Consider the following 13,631-nt stretch of genomic DNA (forward strand, 5'->3'; position numbering starts at 1 on the left):
TGTCCAGAGTGGTTACGACTCATCAGCGATGCGGGCCGCAACCTCCTCGAGGATCTCCTGCCACAGGTGAGCCGGCGCGACTTCGGCAAGGAGCTCCAGCACGTTCTCGGCGTTCAGCGCGACCGTCCGTTCGCGGACCGAACCGCCGCGGCTCCGGGGGCGCGCGCGTGCGGCTGACGCATCAGGCCGATCCTCGTCCTGAGCCGTGGGCGATTCCGTCCTGGCAGGGACGGGCACGTCAGGGAGCGCCGGGGCGGCCTCGGTCGGCCCGTCTGCGCCGCTCGCAGAAGTCGGAGAGACCCGGGCGGGCTCTTGAGTAGCACCGCCCTCGGCCAGCAACCGCGGCAGGCTCCCCGCAACGTGCACCACGTCGAGGTACCCGGTCGTCCTGGTCAGCGCGATGTAGAGCATTCGCAGCCCGTGCGGCCCCGCCTGCACGATCGTCTCGGGGTCCACCACGACGACAGCGTCGAACTCCAGGCCCTTGGACGCACCAGGGCTGACGACGTTGATAGCCGACGCGAGCCCGCCCTTGTCTGCGTCGTTCCACTGGATCCGCGCGTCACGGAAGGCGTCCTCGAGGCGGTTACGGCCCCCGTCCGGGCAGACGACACCGACGAAGAGTCCCTTGCTGCTGTGCTCGCGCACGACCTCGACGGCACGCGCGAACTGGTCGTCCGCGGTCCCGACAGGGTGCAGGCGAGTCGCATTCTCGACGTCCCGAACGATGGTGGGCGCCACGATTCCCGGCGCAGCCTCCGGCAGCAGGCGTGCGGCCAGCTCCATGACGGCCCGCGGGACCCGGTAGCCGTACTCGAGGTCGACGCGCCGGGTCGGCAGCGGCGAGGCCAGCAGGTCGACGATGTCGGTCCACGAATCGCGTGCCCAGTGCCCGGTGGACTGCGCGATGTCGCCGACGATCGTCATCGCCCCGTGGCGGGACCGGCGTCGCAGCGCCAGGAGCTGCATGGGGGAGAGGTCCTGGACCTCATCCACGACGATGTGGGCGTACGTCTCGGCCTCACCCGTCATTTCGATCGCGACGTGGTCGAGCAGTGGCAGGTCTTCCTTCGACCACTGTTGCTCTGACAGCTTGGGCGCCGCCTGACGACGGAGCAGCCCGACCTCGTCGGCGCCGAGCGTGGAACCTGCGGCCGACAGGAGTCGCTCGACAGAACCGAAGAGGTCGCGGAGGAACGCGGCAGGCGTGAGCTGCGGCCACACGCGCTCGACGAGCGACTCGACGTCGGTTGGTCGAGGGCGCGGGGTCGCGCTGCGGTTGGTCCATCGGCCGTCCGCCTTCTGCCGCCGGCGCGCGTCGGTCGCGATTTCGGACTCGAGAAGCTCGCGGAACCGTGCTCGTCCCACGGCGTACGGGGTCCGGTCGACCTCGTCGATGATCTCCGCAACGTCCTGTGGTGTCAGAGTCACGCGCCACGACACGTCGTCGAACGTGAACTCGACACTTTCCCGCAGCGGCCGGATGCGATCGCTCAGAGCCCTGGCCAGGACCTCGACCATGCGCGCGTCGCCCTTGAGCCGGGCTGCTGCCGGCCGTTCGACGACATCCGGCGTCACGGTCGTGGCCATCAGGTGCCCGATGTCACGCTGAACGACGTTCTCCTCGCCCAGCTCCGGCAGCACGCGGGAGATGTACTTCAGGAAGGTGGCGTTGGGCCCGACGACGAGCACCTCGTTGTTCGTGACGTCGCGCAGAGGACCGAACAACAGTGCAGCGACGCGATGCAGCGCGATCGCCGTCTTGCCGGTGCCGGGCCCGCCCTGCACGACGAGCAAGGTGTCGTGCGGCGCGGCGATCACGTCGGCCTGCGCCGCTTGGATGGTGCGGACGATCGTCTGCATCTCGGGCGATCGCGTCCGCGCCAGCTCGGACTGGAGGAACGTATCCGACGAGACGATCTGGGCGTCCGACGTCCGCAGTTCGGCAACCTGACGGGCGAGCTCGGCCAGGACGACGTCGTCGATGTCGCGGATCCGGTTGATCGGCTCCGTGCGGTAGTTGCGCTGACGCGCGACGCCGCGGCGGTCGTGGTGCGAGGCTCCTCGCAGGCGAAGGATCGCGGGAGCCTTCCAGCTGAGGACGACGCGCTCGTTGTCCGCGTCGGAGACTCCGTGTTCGCCGACGTAGTACGTGTCGCCGTCGTCCAGGTCGAGGCGCAAGAACGCGACGGGCTCATCCGACGCGCCCAACGTCGCGTCGGTCGCGGCGTTCGCCTTCAGGCGCGCCCGGTCCTTCCCGTTCGCCGCGCTCTGCCAGGCGAGAGCGCGTGTCTCACGCGTGGACTCGCGGACGTCGCGCACCGCCTCGAAGAAGAGTTGCTCGTCCTCGAGCGTCGCGCTCGCAGCCGGGATCGTCAGCGACACGGGGCCCCCTCGACATCGATGGTTGTCGTTAGGCCATCGGGATGAACGCTCGGCCAGATGAGTCGACGGTGAGGGGACCGCCTGGACGGGTGAACGGCTAGGCGGCCGCCGAGTCGATGTGCGGAACTCGCGCTTCCGTACATTCGTCCGCCCGCGGGATCTGATGTCGGCCCGGAGTGGCACGCTGGAGTCTGAAGTCCCCGCCACTCGGAGCTCCACATGAACCTCACCCCCACCCAGGCCGACCGCGCCATCGGCGCCCTCCTCGCCTCCGCCGCGGGCGACGCCCTCGGCGCTGGCTACGAGTTCGGCCCACCGCTGCCCGACGACCAGCCCGTCCACATGGCCGGCGGCGGCAGCTTCGGGTGGGAGCCGGGGGAGTGGACCGACGACACGTCGATGGCCGTGCCGATCGCCCAGGTGCTCGCGGACGGCGGTTCGCTGGACGACGAGGCGTCGTTGGACCGCGTCGTCGCGGCGTGGGCCGGTTGGGCGCGGACGGCGAAGGACGTCGGCGTGCAGACCCGCACGTTGCTCACGACGTTGCGGACGCCCACGGCCGCGGCGGCACGCGCATCGGCGGCCGCCTTCTACGCGGCGAACCCGCGCGGCGCCGGCGGCAACGGCACCCTCATGCGGACCGGGCCCGTCGCGCTGGGCTATCTCGACGACGGTCAGGAGGCGGCGCTGGTGTCGGCGGCGCGTGCGGTCTCGGACATCACCCACGCCGACCCGGACGCGGGGGACGCCTGCGTCCTGTGGTCGACGGCCATCCGGCACGCGGTCCGTGAGAGCGACATCGACCTGACGGCGCAGCTGGTGTGGTTGCCGGAGGAGCGGCGCGACCGGTGGGCGGCGCTCATCGCGGAGGCGGAGGCGTCGCAGCCTGCCGACTTCGACAAGAACGGCTGGGTCGTGCAGGCGCTGCAGGGCGCGTGGTCGGCGATCCACCACGGCACCGGGCTGGTCGACGTCCTCGAGCGTGCGGTGCGGGGTGGGCGGGACACCGACACCGTCGCCGCCATCGCGGGAGCGCTCGCGGGTGCGGCCCATGGCGCCGGCGCGGTGCCGGACGCGTGGCGCGAGAAGCTCCACGGGTGGCCCGGCCTGGACGCGGACGGGCTGGCCGACCTGGCGGTGCGGGCGGTGGGGCACGGCGCGGCCGGCCGTCCCGATCAGCCCGGCACGGCCGGCTGACAGCGCGCCGGACGCGCCGGTCGACGCGCCCGGCCCCCTGCCCCGGGCGCGTCGTCACCGACCCGCGACTGCTCAGCCGACGGTGACCGTCACCCCGCCGGAGAACATCGAGTCATGCAGCTCCAGGCTCGCGGGCGTCGCGTCGGCCGGGAGGTCGAACACGACCGTGCCCTGCACGCTGTTGCCGGGGTTGATCTGGTTGAGGAACGACTCGGCGTCACCCAGGTAGATGGCCGCGGACGTGTCGGCCGAGTGGGTCCGGCCCTGCGCGTCGACGAGCTTCTGGCTGGACCCGTCGAAGTACTGGGCCTCGTCGCCGATGTTCGTGACGGTGACGTGGACCAGCGTGAACTGGCCCTGCGCGTCCTTGCCGAGCACGTCGCTGCCGATGCGGGCGACGCCGGGCTCGATCGCCGTCACGGTGAACTCGAACTTGCCGTCGCGCACGGGGGTCCCGATGCCGGCGGCAGCGGGCTCCTCGGCGGCGGGCTCCGGTGCGGGGGCCTCGTCGGCAGCGGCCTCGCCCGCAGCGGGAGCGACGGCGCCCACGTCGGCCGCCGAGGAGCTGCCTGAGGACGCGGAGCCGGCCGTGTCGTCGTCGCCACCGCCGAGCGCGCCGGCGACGCCCACCACGAGGACGACCGCGCCGAGGGTGGTGAGGACCTTGTGGCGGGCGAACCACGAACGCTTCGGTGCCGGCGCTGCAGCCGGGGTCGTGGTGCCGGACGGATCGGTGGGGGCGGGGTGGTTCATCGCTGCTCCTGTGGTCGGGTCCTGCGTGTGGTCCGATCCTTCGACGGCGGGCGCACCCGCCGGGTCGACCGATCGGCTCGAGCCGGCTGGCCGGTCGGACGACACCCGACCCGCGTCGGCCGACCGTCCGGTGGACGTGGGACGTCGGTGGTCCGACCTACGCTCCTGCCATGTCGACGTCCTCCCCGGTCCCGCCCGCCGAGGGCCGCGCCGCGCCGTGGTGGCGCAGGTGGGCGGACACGCCGGGCACGGCGGTGGCCGTCCTGGCAGCCGGCTTTCTCGGGCTCACCGAGGTGGCGTTCTCCGTGCCGTCGGGTCCGGACCTCTCCGTCGGCTACGCGTTCCTCGGTCTGCTCCTCATGCTCGTGGCGCTCGCCGCGGCTGCCGCGCTGGTCCGGCGTCGCCGGTATCCCGTCGCGGTCTGCCTCGGCACGGCGGTCGCCGGCGCCCTGATGCCGGTGGGCGCGCTCGCCGCGCTGATCGCGCTGCCGTGGGTGCTCGCCACCGCGACGCTACGCATCGCCGCATGGTGCACGGCCGCCGTGGGCGCTGCGGTGGCCGCGTCGCTGGTCCGGGACTGGCGGCGTGAGGGCGACGCCGTCATGTGGGCGACGACCGACGCGGCGACAGGAGAGCGGATGTACCTGACGGGCGGCGGGTACGTCGCCATGGGTGCCGCCGTGCTCGCCGTGGCCGTGGTCGTCGGGCTGGTCCGGCGCTTCGGGGACGCCGCCCGCACCGCGCGCCGCGCGGCCGCCGAGAGCGAGCAGCAGGCAGCGACGCTGCGCACGCAGGCGGCGGAGCTGCGGACCGAGCTCACGCGGCAGGAGGAGCGGGAGCTCATCGCACGCGAGATGCACGACACCGTGGCCCACCACCTGTCGCTCGTGTCGCTGCACGCCGCGGCGCTCGAGGTCACGGCCGACGACCCCGGGACGGACGTGACGGGGTCGGCACGCTCCATGCGCTCGTCCGCGCACCGCGCGCTCGAGGAGATGCGCGTCCTGATCGCGAGCCTGCGCACCGCGGGTGACGACAGCGCCGACCGCTACGCCGGCCCGGCCCCCCGTCTGGTCGACCTGGTGGCGCTCATCGACGAGGCCCGCAGTGCCGGGGCGGACATCGGGGCCACGGTCTTCGTCGACGGCGGGGACGACGCGCCGCCCGCCCTGACGCGGGCCGTGTACCGGGTGGTCCAGGAGTCGCTGACGAACGCGGTGAAGCACGCACCGGGAACCCGCGTCGAGGTCGACCTGCGGGCACGGCCGGGTGACGGGGTCGACGTGACCGTCGCCAACGGGCTGGTGAATGACGTGCCGGATGGCCCTGGCGGCGCCGGGCTCATCGGGATGCGCGAGCGGGCGGTGGCGCTCGGCGGTCGATTCGAGGCCGGGCCTCGCGACGGACGGTTCGTGGTGCGCGTGCACCTGCCGTGGCCGGCAGCAACGCATCCCTGAGCGCAGCACGCCGCACGGTGCAACCGGTGTCGGGGGTCGTGGGTACCGTCGGGCACGTGATCCGAGTCCTGGTCGTCGACGACGACCCCATGGTGCGTCTGCTGCTGCGGACGATCCTGCGCCCCGACGACATCGAGGTCGTGGCCGAGGCGGGCGACGGCGACGAGGCCGTCACGCAGACGCAGGCCCACCACCCCGACGTCGTGCTCATGGACCTGCGCATGCCGCGGGTCGACGGCATCCGCGCCACCGAGCTGCTCCGCGCGCTGCCGACACCGCCCGGGGTCATCGCCATGACGTCGTTCGACACCGAGTCCGTGATCCTCGACGCCGTGCGCGCCGGCGCAGACGGGTTCCTCGCCAAGGACTCCTCGCCGGACCAGATCGTCGCAGCGGTCCGCGACGTGGCGGCGGGGGAGGGAGCCCTCTCCCCGCGCGCTGCCCGCACGGTCATGGAGCAGGTCAGCACGGACCGTGCCGCCGCGGCGAGCCGTGACGCGCAGGAGAGGCTGCGCGTCCTCACCGAGCGCGAGAACGACGTGGCGCTGGCGGTCGCCGCGGGCCGTTCCAACGGCGAGATCGCACGGGAGCTGTTCGTCTCCGAGGCGACCGTCAAGACGCACCTGGCCCGGGCGATGGAGAAGCTCGGCGTGGCGGGCAGGGTGCAGGTCGCCATGCTCGTGGCGCTGGCCGGCTCCGCGGTGCCGGATCACGGCTGACGCCGACAGGTTCGGAGCGGCCCGCTACGCCATGAGGTCTGCCCAGCGGACTGCATCCTCCGCAACGACGAGGACCCGACCGTCGCCGTCCGTCCACGCGCTGATGTTCCCGTGCCGTCGCTTCGTGTTCCGTACCGTGGGCATTCCAGAGGCGACCAAGCGGGTCGTCTCCTCCGGCCCGAACCAGGTGAACCCGCAGTAGCCACCACAGCCGCACGGGTCCCAGGCCACACGCGCGCCATCCTTCAGAAGAGCGAGCGCCTGCCCTTCACTGATGCTGCTCGTGCTCGGCCGCCAGCGCGTCCCTTCCGGGTCAGTGACGCCCCCGGGCTCCGGCTCGCTGACCATCGGATGCTCACGGACTTCTCGCACCAGGTCTGCGAAGGTGCTTCGGCGGTCCGACTTCCTCGTCACGCATCCACGATATGCGCCTTGCAGCTGCAAGAAGTGGGGCCCCGAAAGCCTGGGACGGGCGCTTGTGGACCGCGGGTGCCGCTATCCGAGCGACGGCGACCCCAACCATCACAACCGCACGCCCTCCGGATCGACGCGCGTCGCCGGCCACACGACGCCGTCGTCGTCCACGACCCACGCAGCCCCAGGCAGGAGCGCGGCGAGCCTTGCGATCCAGGAGGCGAACAGGTCCTCCCACCGGCACTCGACGAGGACCGCTGCGGCTGTGCTGAGATCGGGCAGGGCGTCCAGGCCCGGGGACGAGACCAGGTCGTCCTGCCACGCGCCCGCGCCGTCGAGACCGAGACCGCCGGTGATCAGCAGCACGCGTCCCTGCTCGTCCTGGACCCGCGTGGACGCCTCGGAGACGTCCCCCCCGAGGCTGCGCGCGGCACGCCAGACGTCGTCCTCGAACGACTCGGCGGCGGACACGAGGAACGCGGACTTCATGGGAGTTGCTCCCGCATCCGTCACACCACCTCGTACAACGGGCGCCCGTCGACGTCTCGGATCGACGCGGCGACGTCCTGCAGCGTGTGGGGGAGTGCCCGGGCCAGTTCGTGGGCGTCGAACTTCGACCAGAGAGTCGCATGCTGCGGGCCTTCGAGGTCGGCCCAGTCCACCGACCATCCCGGACCGTCGGCGCGCACGGTCACCTCCGAGATGCCCCCGGAAGGTGCCCGCAGTGGGCGAAGACGATTCCTGGAACGCCAGCTCTGGCCGGCGGACAGGACCAGGAAGCGGTCGAGAGCGTGACGGGACGTGGTGTCGAGGTCGGTCCCTTCGACGACGCCGCGCTCCATGTGCTCGACGACGTAACGGCCCTCGTCGGCACGGACGAGGAGCGTCACGTCGTCGAGGCGGAGGTGCAGCACGTCACCGCGCTGCTCGGCGACACCACCCGCCTCGACGACGAATGAGAGCAGGAGCTCGGGCTGCGTGAGCGTCACTCGAGGCCACCTTCCTTGATGTGGAACGGACGGGCGACGGTCTCTCGTGTGAGCTCGGCGATGACGTCGCTCCATCGGAACCCGCGATCCCCGATCGGTGCTCAGCTCTCGTCATGCTCCGCAGGGCGTCGGGACAGGAGGCGTCGCTCGAAGTCACGGGCTGTGGCAGCGCTGATCGGCTGCACGTCGTGCTCGTACATGTTGAGGCTCACCAGCGCCAGGATGCCGGTGCCCTCCCACGTCCCGTCACTGCGGAGGAGCTCCTCTTCCCATTCGTCGCCGACAGGCCGCCGCCGCAGAATGGCTCGAGGTCGGGAGGCGCTGTCGCCGTCCCACAGGATCCCGAAGTACTCGGTGTGGGCTGTCATCTGATCTCCGGTCCTCTGAGGGCAGTGGCCCCGGGTGGCATGGGCACGGTCTCGAAGATCCGCACCGTCTCGGCGAGGAGTCGAGTTCGTTCCTGCCGGCTCAGGTTGGGCAGCCTCAACCGCTCGTAGACGTCGTGGCTACGCATCTTCACATCGAAGCTCGTTGGAGTGTGGAACTGGAGCTCGAAAACTTGCCCGTCGGGTGACCGCCAGGCGCTGTTGATGCCTTGGTACCCGGGTTGACCGAAGGTGTTCTTCCACGACACAGGTGTGAAGCCCCGCGCCGAGAGGTCGCTTGTGACGAGTTCGACTCCGCGCGCGAAGTCGGCGTCCGGGACTTGCGCGGTGTAGCGGACCGCGTCCTTGATCCTTGACACGGCACGTCTGACGTCTCGCGGTGGTTCGTTGCCCTCGAGGTCGGTCGCGATCTTGCGGTAGAGCGAGTCCGGAGATTTCAGTCGGAACTCGAGCCCCGGCATCGTCGCCCCGTCGATCCGGCCCAATGTGCGCTGAAGCCCAGTTGTGATGGCCGGCTCGGAACGGGACGCCGCGAGCAGGAGCGCGTCGACCTCGGCGACCTCGTCGCCGGAGAGCCGCAGCCCGTTCGGTCCTACCCACTCAGTTGCCGAGCCGGGTGGACGGTGGCGGTCGTTGGGTGGAGCCAGCCAGTCGTCGATCCGCCGCCGCCACGACGCGGGCATGTGCTTCACGGCCTTCTGCAGGATCTTCCCGACGACCCCGACGCCGATGAGGGACGTGAGGGCCAGTCCGAGCTCCAGGGAGCCGAGCTTGACGAGGTCCTGCCCGTCGATCTTGCCCTCGCCCCAGTCGGCAGCCACGTCGAGGAAGTCCCCGACGGAGACCAGGGTGAATCCGACGCCGAGGACCTTCAGGCCGAGGGACAGCCCGGCCACGCGTCGGAGGCCTTGCCCCGGAGGTCGTCGATACCCGTGCGTGCTCTCCTTGCTCGTCGTGCGGACGATCGCGCCGGGCGTTCCCGGCGCCATCTCGATGCTGCGTCACGGCGCGCTTCCTCGCGCCCGCGCCCGCCGCTGCCGGCGCCACTGACGGACACCCTCGCGCCGCTCGAGGACGTCGTGCCGTGCAGCTCCGGGCTCGACCATGTCCTGCACGCTGATGCCCACCCGAGCGTCCGCTTTGCTACCCTTCGCGCGGTCTGCGGCGCACGGTGCGCGGTGGCGTGGAGGTGTGTGGTGCGTCGTACGACGGTGCTGGTCGTCGGGGTGGTCGTGACGGGGCTCGCGGGGTGCGCGGTCGAGCAGGCCGCGACGGCGGAGCCGACGGCGTCGGCGTCACCCACGCCGTCGCCGACGCCCTCGCCGACGCCGTCCCCGACGCCCGCCGAGGTCACGGCGTCCGACCTGTCGGACCCGGACGGTGCGGGGATCGTCTTCGTCGACATCCCTGACCTGAGGGGTCCGGCCGCCGCAGCGCACGACGCGGTCGCGAGGACCGAGGTGGAGACCTGGCGGTCCCAGAAGGAGGGCGCGATCAGCCCTGGCCTCGCGTCGACGGTCTCGCCGAGCCAGCTCACCTGGGTCGAGTCCCTGGTGCAGAGGGATCGCGAGGCCGGATGGGGGTACGAGGGGGCCTTGCGCGTCACCATCTCCGACGTCGTGGTCGACGGCGCGACCGCCACGGCGTCGGTGTGCGAGGACTACGCCGACGTCAGGTTCACGATGCCGGACGCCGCGGCCCCGCTGACTCTCGAGCAAGCCGAGTACGCCCAGTTCGTGGGCTCGGCGATGACGTTGGCGAGCCCTGACGGCGGAGCGACCTGGCGTGTCGAGGAGGCGGAGTTCACGGTCGGGTGCTGACGCCTCGGGGGTGAGGGATGCGCGAACCGTGGCCCGAGCTCTCGCAGGGTCGCCGGACGAGGTCGCCGTCACCCAGAGCCAGCTCGTGGGCGTCGAACTGCCACCAGAGCGTCGCGCGCTGTGGGCCCTCGAGGTCGGTCCAGTCCACCGACCAGCCCGGCCCGTCGGCGCGCGCGGTCACGTTCGAGGGGGCCGTCACCGGAAGGTGCCCGCAGCGGTCGAAGGCGATTCCTGGAACGCCAGCTCTGTCGGGCGGACAGGACCAGGAAGCGGTCGAGTGCGTGACGGGATGTGGTGGCCAGGTCGCTCCCTTCGGCGACGCCGGCTTCGAGCAGACCATCGTCGTGCTGGCCGGGCCGCCGTCGAGTCAGACGATCACGAGTGCAGGCCGCCCTTCCGGGGCCTGGTACGAGGCGACGAGCGCGTCGAGGTCGTGCGCGAGCAGGGCGGCCAGGCGGCGCGCTGCGCCGACGTTGAGCTCGGTGGCGGTGGACCGCCGCCCGTCCTCGGTCCACGTGAGGGTCGCGTCCCAGTTCTCGCCCTCGATGATGTCGGCGACAGCGATGGAGGAGTCAGGCACGGCGCGTGGCAGGCGGTGACTCTCGCGCCAAGCGTCGCCGATCCAGGAGACGAGGTACCGCTCGACCGCAGAGCGCTCCCGGGTGCGCAGCTGGGTGCCGGCAGGCGCGCCCCGGCTGATGCGGTCGATGACGAAGTCTTCGCCGTCGCGGGTGACGACGAGCTTCACCTCCGACTCGCCCACGACGAGCCCGCCGTCCGGTCCGGCCTCCCACTGCAGCCGGGCGTCCTGAGCGAGTGCGGCCAGTGCCGGGTTCAGCCCGAGGTCTGTCACTTGAGGACTCCTTCGTAGCGCGAGCCGCTGCCGGGCAGCAGGTCGGCGATCGGAACAGGCTTCGTGCCTTTCATGAAGCGAACCTGGACGCCGCCTCCCGGACGCCCGAAGGCCGGCTCGATCTCGGAGACCTCGATCGTCAGCCCGTGCGGCAGGCGCCCGGTGAACTCGTAGTTGTGCAGCTCTCGCGCGAGGTGGCCGGGCGGCAGAGAGGTCTCGATCGATCTGGGGCGCCGGCGGTCGCCGCCGCGCGCGGTCCTCCGCCCGGACCTCAGCCCTTGCTTAGTCCTCCCGACAGCAGCCGGCGCTCGAATTCGAGAGCAGCATCGGCGCTGATCGGCTGCACGTCGTGCTCGTACATGTTCAGGCGCACCAGGGCGAGGATCCCGGTGTTCTCCCAGGTGCCGTCCGCGCGCAGGATCTCCTCGAACGGTTGCTCGGGTGCGGGCCGCCGTCGGAGGACGGCGCGTGGGTGGGCGATGTCGTCGCCGTCCCACAGGAGGGCGAAGTACTCGGTCTGGGGTGTCATCGGATCTCCGGTGCTGGGATCGAGGGTGCGCCGGGTGGCGTCGGTACGGTGGCGAACACGCGTTGCGACTCCGCCTCGAGCCGGGCCCGTTCCTGCGGGCTGATGTTGGGCAGTCGAATCTGTTCGTAGAGCTCGTGGCTCCGCATCTTCACATCGAAGCTCGTCGGGGTGTGGAACTGGAGCTCGAAGACCTGTCCGTCGGGGGACCGCCACGCGCTGTTGATGCCCTGGTAGCCCGGCTGACCGAAGGTGTTCTTCCACGACACGGGCGTGAACCCTTCCGCGCGCAGGTCCCTCGTCACACGCTCGACCCCGCTGGCGAAGTCGGCATCAGGGATCTGGGCGGTGTAGCGGACCGCGTCCTTGATCCGGGCGAGGGCGCCTGCGACGTCCCGGGGCGGCGCGTCGTCCATGAGGTCCGTCGCGATCTTGCGGTACAGCGAGTCCGAGCCCTTCAGGCGGTACTCCAACCCAGGCATGGTCGCGCCGTCGACCTGCCCGACCATGCGCTGGAGCGGGTCGGTGATGTCCGGCTCCGCGCGCGCGGCCTTGCGCATGAGGTCGTCGACCGCGGCCACCTCGTCGGCCGAGAGGCGAAGCCCGTCCGGGCCGACCCATGCGGAGGGCTTGCCGGCCGGAGTGCGACCGTCAGCGGGGGTCAGCCAGTCGTCGATCCGCCGCCGCCACGACGCGGGCAGGTGCGCGAGGGCCTTCTGCAGGACCTTGCCGACGACCCCCACGCCGATCAGCGACGTGACGGCGAGGCCGAGCTCGATGGACCCGCGCTTGACCAGCTCCTGCCCGTCGATCTTTCCTTCGCCCCAGTCGGCGGCCACGTCGAGGAAGTCCCCGACCGACACCAGGGTGAACCCCACGCCGAGGACCTTCAGGCCGAGGGACAGCCCGGCCACGGCGCCGGCCGCTCCGCCGGGCACAGCGCCGACGCCGAACCCGAAGACCGCGCCGGCGGCGGTGCCGCCCATGGCGCCGATGATCGCCAGCGCGACGGACAGCACGACCCCGACGGCCACCAGGATCCACCCGACGATCCGCAGGGCGTCGGCCAGGAACCGGAAGACCGCCACGTGTCGGCCGATGAACTCGCGGACCCCGTCCAGGTGGGTGTCGATCCACGTGCCGAGGTCGGCGGTGGTGCGCTCCCACCAGTCGCCGATGGCCGCCCCGGCGTCGGTGACGGCCTCCCAGGCCTGCCCGGCCTTGTCGGCGACCCACTGGGTGCCGTCGGCCGCGGCGTCGGAGGCGTCGTCCCACCGGTCGGCGAACCAGTCGCCGATCCCGCGGGACTCCTGGGCCTGCTGCTCGTCGGCCTCGACCTCGGCCTGGGAGGTCGCCGCCCAGGTCAGGGTCGTGCCGCCGTCGCCGATCGGGGAGGAGGTGAACGGCACCGCGAGGGGTGCGGGGTCGACGTCGAGCACGGGCAGCGGTCCGCCCATCGACCCGTACCGCAGCTGCTCCAGCGCCCGGGCCCGGTCCAGGTGCCGGTCGACCACGGGCAGCACGTGGGTGCCCAGCCGGTCACGGGCGCCCAGCACGTCGTCGAACCCCGAGGTGCGCACCCCGAGCGCCAGCGCCCGCGACCGCAGCGATCCCCAGTCCGCGTCCAGCGACTCCCGCACCGCCGCGACGTCCGAGCGCACACCCGCGACCGCGTCCGCGCTGACCTCCACCACCCGGGTCACGACGCGGGCCTCCGCTCGGCGGCCTCCTGCTCGTCCTCCGCGCGGGTGAGCGCGCGCCGGGCCTGCTGCAGGTCGTCCAGCACGGCCTGCTCAGCCCGGTCCAGGCCATGAGTCAGCTGGTCGGTCAGGGGCACCAGCTCGTCGTGGTGCAGCCGGTGCGCGGCGGTGCCCGTCCAGCTCCCGGGTGCGCCGACCGTCCCGGTCGCGCGCCGCAGCGAGGGCACGCGCGCGCGGGCGGCACGCACGGCGGCGAGCAGGGCCTGCAGCTCCTGCACGCGCTGCTCGGCCGCGTCGACGGCGGTCATCGGGCGTCCCTCCGGGTCGTCGGTGGCTGCCCGAAACATACTGGTTCGACCCGTGTCGTGGGCGTCGTCCCGAGGGTGAGGTGTTTCGCCCCGTTCGCGCCGCCGTCCCTCGCTAGGCTCGCGG

Annotated in this window: 16 protein-coding genes; 4 read left to right on the forward strand and 12 right to left on the reverse strand. The window is 72.0% G+C overall.

The features are described from left to right. Positions 1-12 precede the first annotated feature (12 nt). The gene (locus tag J1G43_RS03060; protein ID WP_207339643.1) at positions 13-2,385 is read right to left on the reverse strand and encodes an AAA family ATPase; all 2,373 of its coding nucleotides are present in this window, start codon (positions 2,383-2,385) and stop codon (positions 13-15) included. A 219-nt stretch (positions 2,386-2,604) separates the two neighbouring features. On the opposite strand from J1G43_RS03060, the gene J1G43_RS03065 reads away from it, so the two are divergent. Then, positions 2,605-3,582 (forward strand): ADP-ribosylglycohydrolase family protein, encoded by a 978-nt coding sequence (locus J1G43_RS03065; protein WP_207339642.1) that lies wholly within the window; start codon positions 2,605-2,607, stop codon positions 3,580-3,582. A gap of 72 nt (positions 3,583-3,654) precedes the next feature. Here J1G43_RS03065 and J1G43_RS03070 read toward each other — a convergent pair whose 3' ends face one another. Then, positions 3,655-4,335: a DUF4352 domain-containing protein gene (locus tag J1G43_RS03070; RefSeq protein ID WP_207339641.1), complete on the reverse strand. Its 681-nt coding sequence runs from the start codon at positions 4,333-4,335 to the stop codon at positions 3,655-3,657. Between the two features lie 170 nt (positions 4,336-4,505). Between J1G43_RS03070 and J1G43_RS03075 the strand changes: the two genes are divergently transcribed. Both J1G43_RS03075 and J1G43_RS03080 read left to right on the forward strand, forming a co-directional pair. Further along, the gene (locus J1G43_RS03075; protein ID WP_207339640.1) at positions 4,506-5,792 is read left to right on the forward strand and encodes a sensor histidine kinase; all 1,287 of its coding nucleotides are present in this window, start codon (positions 4,506-4,508) and stop codon (positions 5,790-5,792) included. Positions 5,793-5,848: 56 nt separating this feature from the next. Beyond that, positions 5,849-6,511: a response regulator transcription factor gene (locus tag J1G43_RS03080; protein WP_207339639.1), complete on the forward strand. Its 663-nt coding sequence runs from the start codon at positions 5,849-5,851 to the stop codon at positions 6,509-6,511. Positions 6,512-7,033: 522 nt separating this feature from the next. Here the strand turns inward: J1G43_RS03080 and J1G43_RS03085 are convergent. From J1G43_RS03085 to J1G43_RS03100, 5 genes are read right to left on the reverse strand one after another with little or no spacing between them, the layout of a single operon-like run. Then, positions 7,034-7,414 (reverse strand): hypothetical protein, encoded by a 381-nt coding sequence (locus J1G43_RS03085; RefSeq protein WP_207339638.1) that lies wholly within the window; start codon positions 7,412-7,414, stop codon positions 7,034-7,036. A gap of 20 nt (positions 7,415-7,434) precedes the next feature. After that, positions 7,435-7,914, reverse strand: coding sequence for a hypothetical protein (locus J1G43_RS03090; protein ID WP_207339637.1), 480 nt, complete (start codon positions 7,912-7,914; stop codon positions 7,435-7,437). After that, a complete protein-coding gene (locus J1G43_RS19765; RefSeq protein WP_372434866.1) occupies positions 7,911-8,009 on the reverse strand; it encodes a DUF6222 family protein in 99 nt (32 codons plus the stop codon). Before J1G43_RS19765 ends, J1G43_RS03090 begins: the two co-directional genes overlap by 4 nt. Positions 8,010-8,015: 6 nt before the next feature. After that, positions 8,016-8,282 carry a hypothetical protein gene (locus tag J1G43_RS03095; RefSeq protein WP_089797836.1) on the reverse strand — a complete coding sequence of 89 codons (267 nt, stop codon included), beginning with the start codon at positions 8,280-8,282 and terminating at the stop codon, positions 8,016-8,018. Then, positions 8,279-9,196 (reverse strand): hypothetical protein, encoded by a 918-nt coding sequence (locus tag J1G43_RS03100; protein ID WP_207339636.1) that lies wholly within the window; start codon positions 9,194-9,196, stop codon positions 8,279-8,281. Before J1G43_RS03100 ends, J1G43_RS03095 begins: the two co-directional genes overlap by 4 nt. A 300-nt stretch (positions 9,197-9,496) precedes the next feature. On the opposite strand from J1G43_RS03100, the gene J1G43_RS03105 reads away from it, so the two are divergent. Then, on the forward strand, positions 9,497-10,120 hold the full coding sequence (locus J1G43_RS03105; protein WP_089797815.1) for a hypothetical protein: 624 nt from the start codon (positions 9,497-9,499) through the stop codon (positions 10,118-10,120). Between the two features lie 367 nt (positions 10,121-10,487). On the opposite strand, the gene J1G43_RS03110 is transcribed toward J1G43_RS03105, so the two are convergent. From J1G43_RS03110 to J1G43_RS03125, 5 genes are read right to left on the reverse strand one after another with little or no spacing between them, the layout of a single operon-like run. Next, positions 10,488-10,973 (reverse strand): hypothetical protein, encoded by a 486-nt coding sequence (locus J1G43_RS03110; RefSeq protein WP_207339634.1) that lies wholly within the window; start codon positions 10,971-10,973, stop codon positions 10,488-10,490. Beyond that, the gene (locus J1G43_RS19770; RefSeq protein WP_374191791.1) at positions 10,970-11,287 is read right to left on the reverse strand and encodes a glycohydrolase toxin TNT-related protein; all 318 of its coding nucleotides are present in this window, start codon (positions 11,285-11,287) and stop codon (positions 10,970-10,972) included. The genes J1G43_RS03110 and J1G43_RS19770 overlap by 4 nt, the downstream gene beginning before the upstream one ends. Next, positions 11,245-11,502 carry a hypothetical protein gene (locus tag J1G43_RS18870; RefSeq protein ID WP_242635190.1) on the reverse strand — a complete coding sequence of 86 codons (258 nt, stop codon included), beginning with the start codon at positions 11,500-11,502 and terminating at the stop codon, positions 11,245-11,247. Before J1G43_RS18870 ends, J1G43_RS19770 begins: the two co-directional genes overlap by 43 nt. Then, positions 11,499-13,202 (reverse strand): hypothetical protein, encoded by a 1,704-nt coding sequence (locus J1G43_RS03120; RefSeq protein ID WP_207339632.1) that lies wholly within the window; start codon positions 13,200-13,202, stop codon positions 11,499-11,501. Before J1G43_RS03120 ends, J1G43_RS18870 begins: the two co-directional genes overlap by 4 nt. Continuing rightward, entirely contained in the window at positions 13,199-13,507 is a 309-nt protein-coding gene (locus J1G43_RS03125) for a hypothetical protein (RefSeq protein WP_207377942.1), read from the reverse strand. Before J1G43_RS03125 ends, J1G43_RS03120 begins: the two co-directional genes overlap by 4 nt. Positions 13,508-13,631 lie beyond the last annotated feature (124 nt).

It is taken from the genome of Cellulomonas sp. zg-ZUI22 (genome assembly GCF_017353535.1).
GTDB lineage: Bacteria > Actinomycetota > Actinomycetes > Actinomycetales > Cellulomonadaceae > Cellulomonas > Cellulomonas wangleii.

Excerpts from the sequence above, each read along its gene's own strand:
- J1G43_RS03085 (WP_207339638.1), bottom strand. The coding sequence starts at position 7,414 with ATGAAGTCCGCGTTCCTCGTGTCCGCCGCCGAGTCGTTCGAGGACGAC.
- J1G43_RS03065 (WP_207339642.1), top strand. The coding sequence starts at position 2,605 with ATGAACCTCACCCCCACCCAGGCCGACCGCGCCATCGGCGCCCTCCTC.
- J1G43_RS18870 (WP_242635190.1), bottom strand. The coding sequence starts at position 11,502 with ATGACACCCCAGACCGAGTACTTCGCCCTCCTGTGGGACGGCGACGAC.
- J1G43_RS03075 (WP_207339640.1), top strand. The coding sequence starts at position 4,506 with ATGTCGACGTCCTCCCCGGTCCCGCCCGCCGAGGGCCGCGCCGCGCCG.
- J1G43_RS03125 (WP_207377942.1), bottom strand. The coding sequence starts at position 13,507 with ATGACCGCCGTCGACGCGGCCGAGCAGCGCGTGCAGGAGCTGCAGGCC.
- J1G43_RS03095 (WP_089797836.1), bottom strand. The coding sequence starts at position 8,282 with ATGACAGCCCACACCGAGTACTTCGGGATCCTGTGGGACGGCGACAGC.
- J1G43_RS03070 (WP_207339641.1), bottom strand. The coding sequence starts at position 4,335 with ATGAACCACCCCGCCCCCACCGATCCGTCCGGCACCACGACCCCGGCT.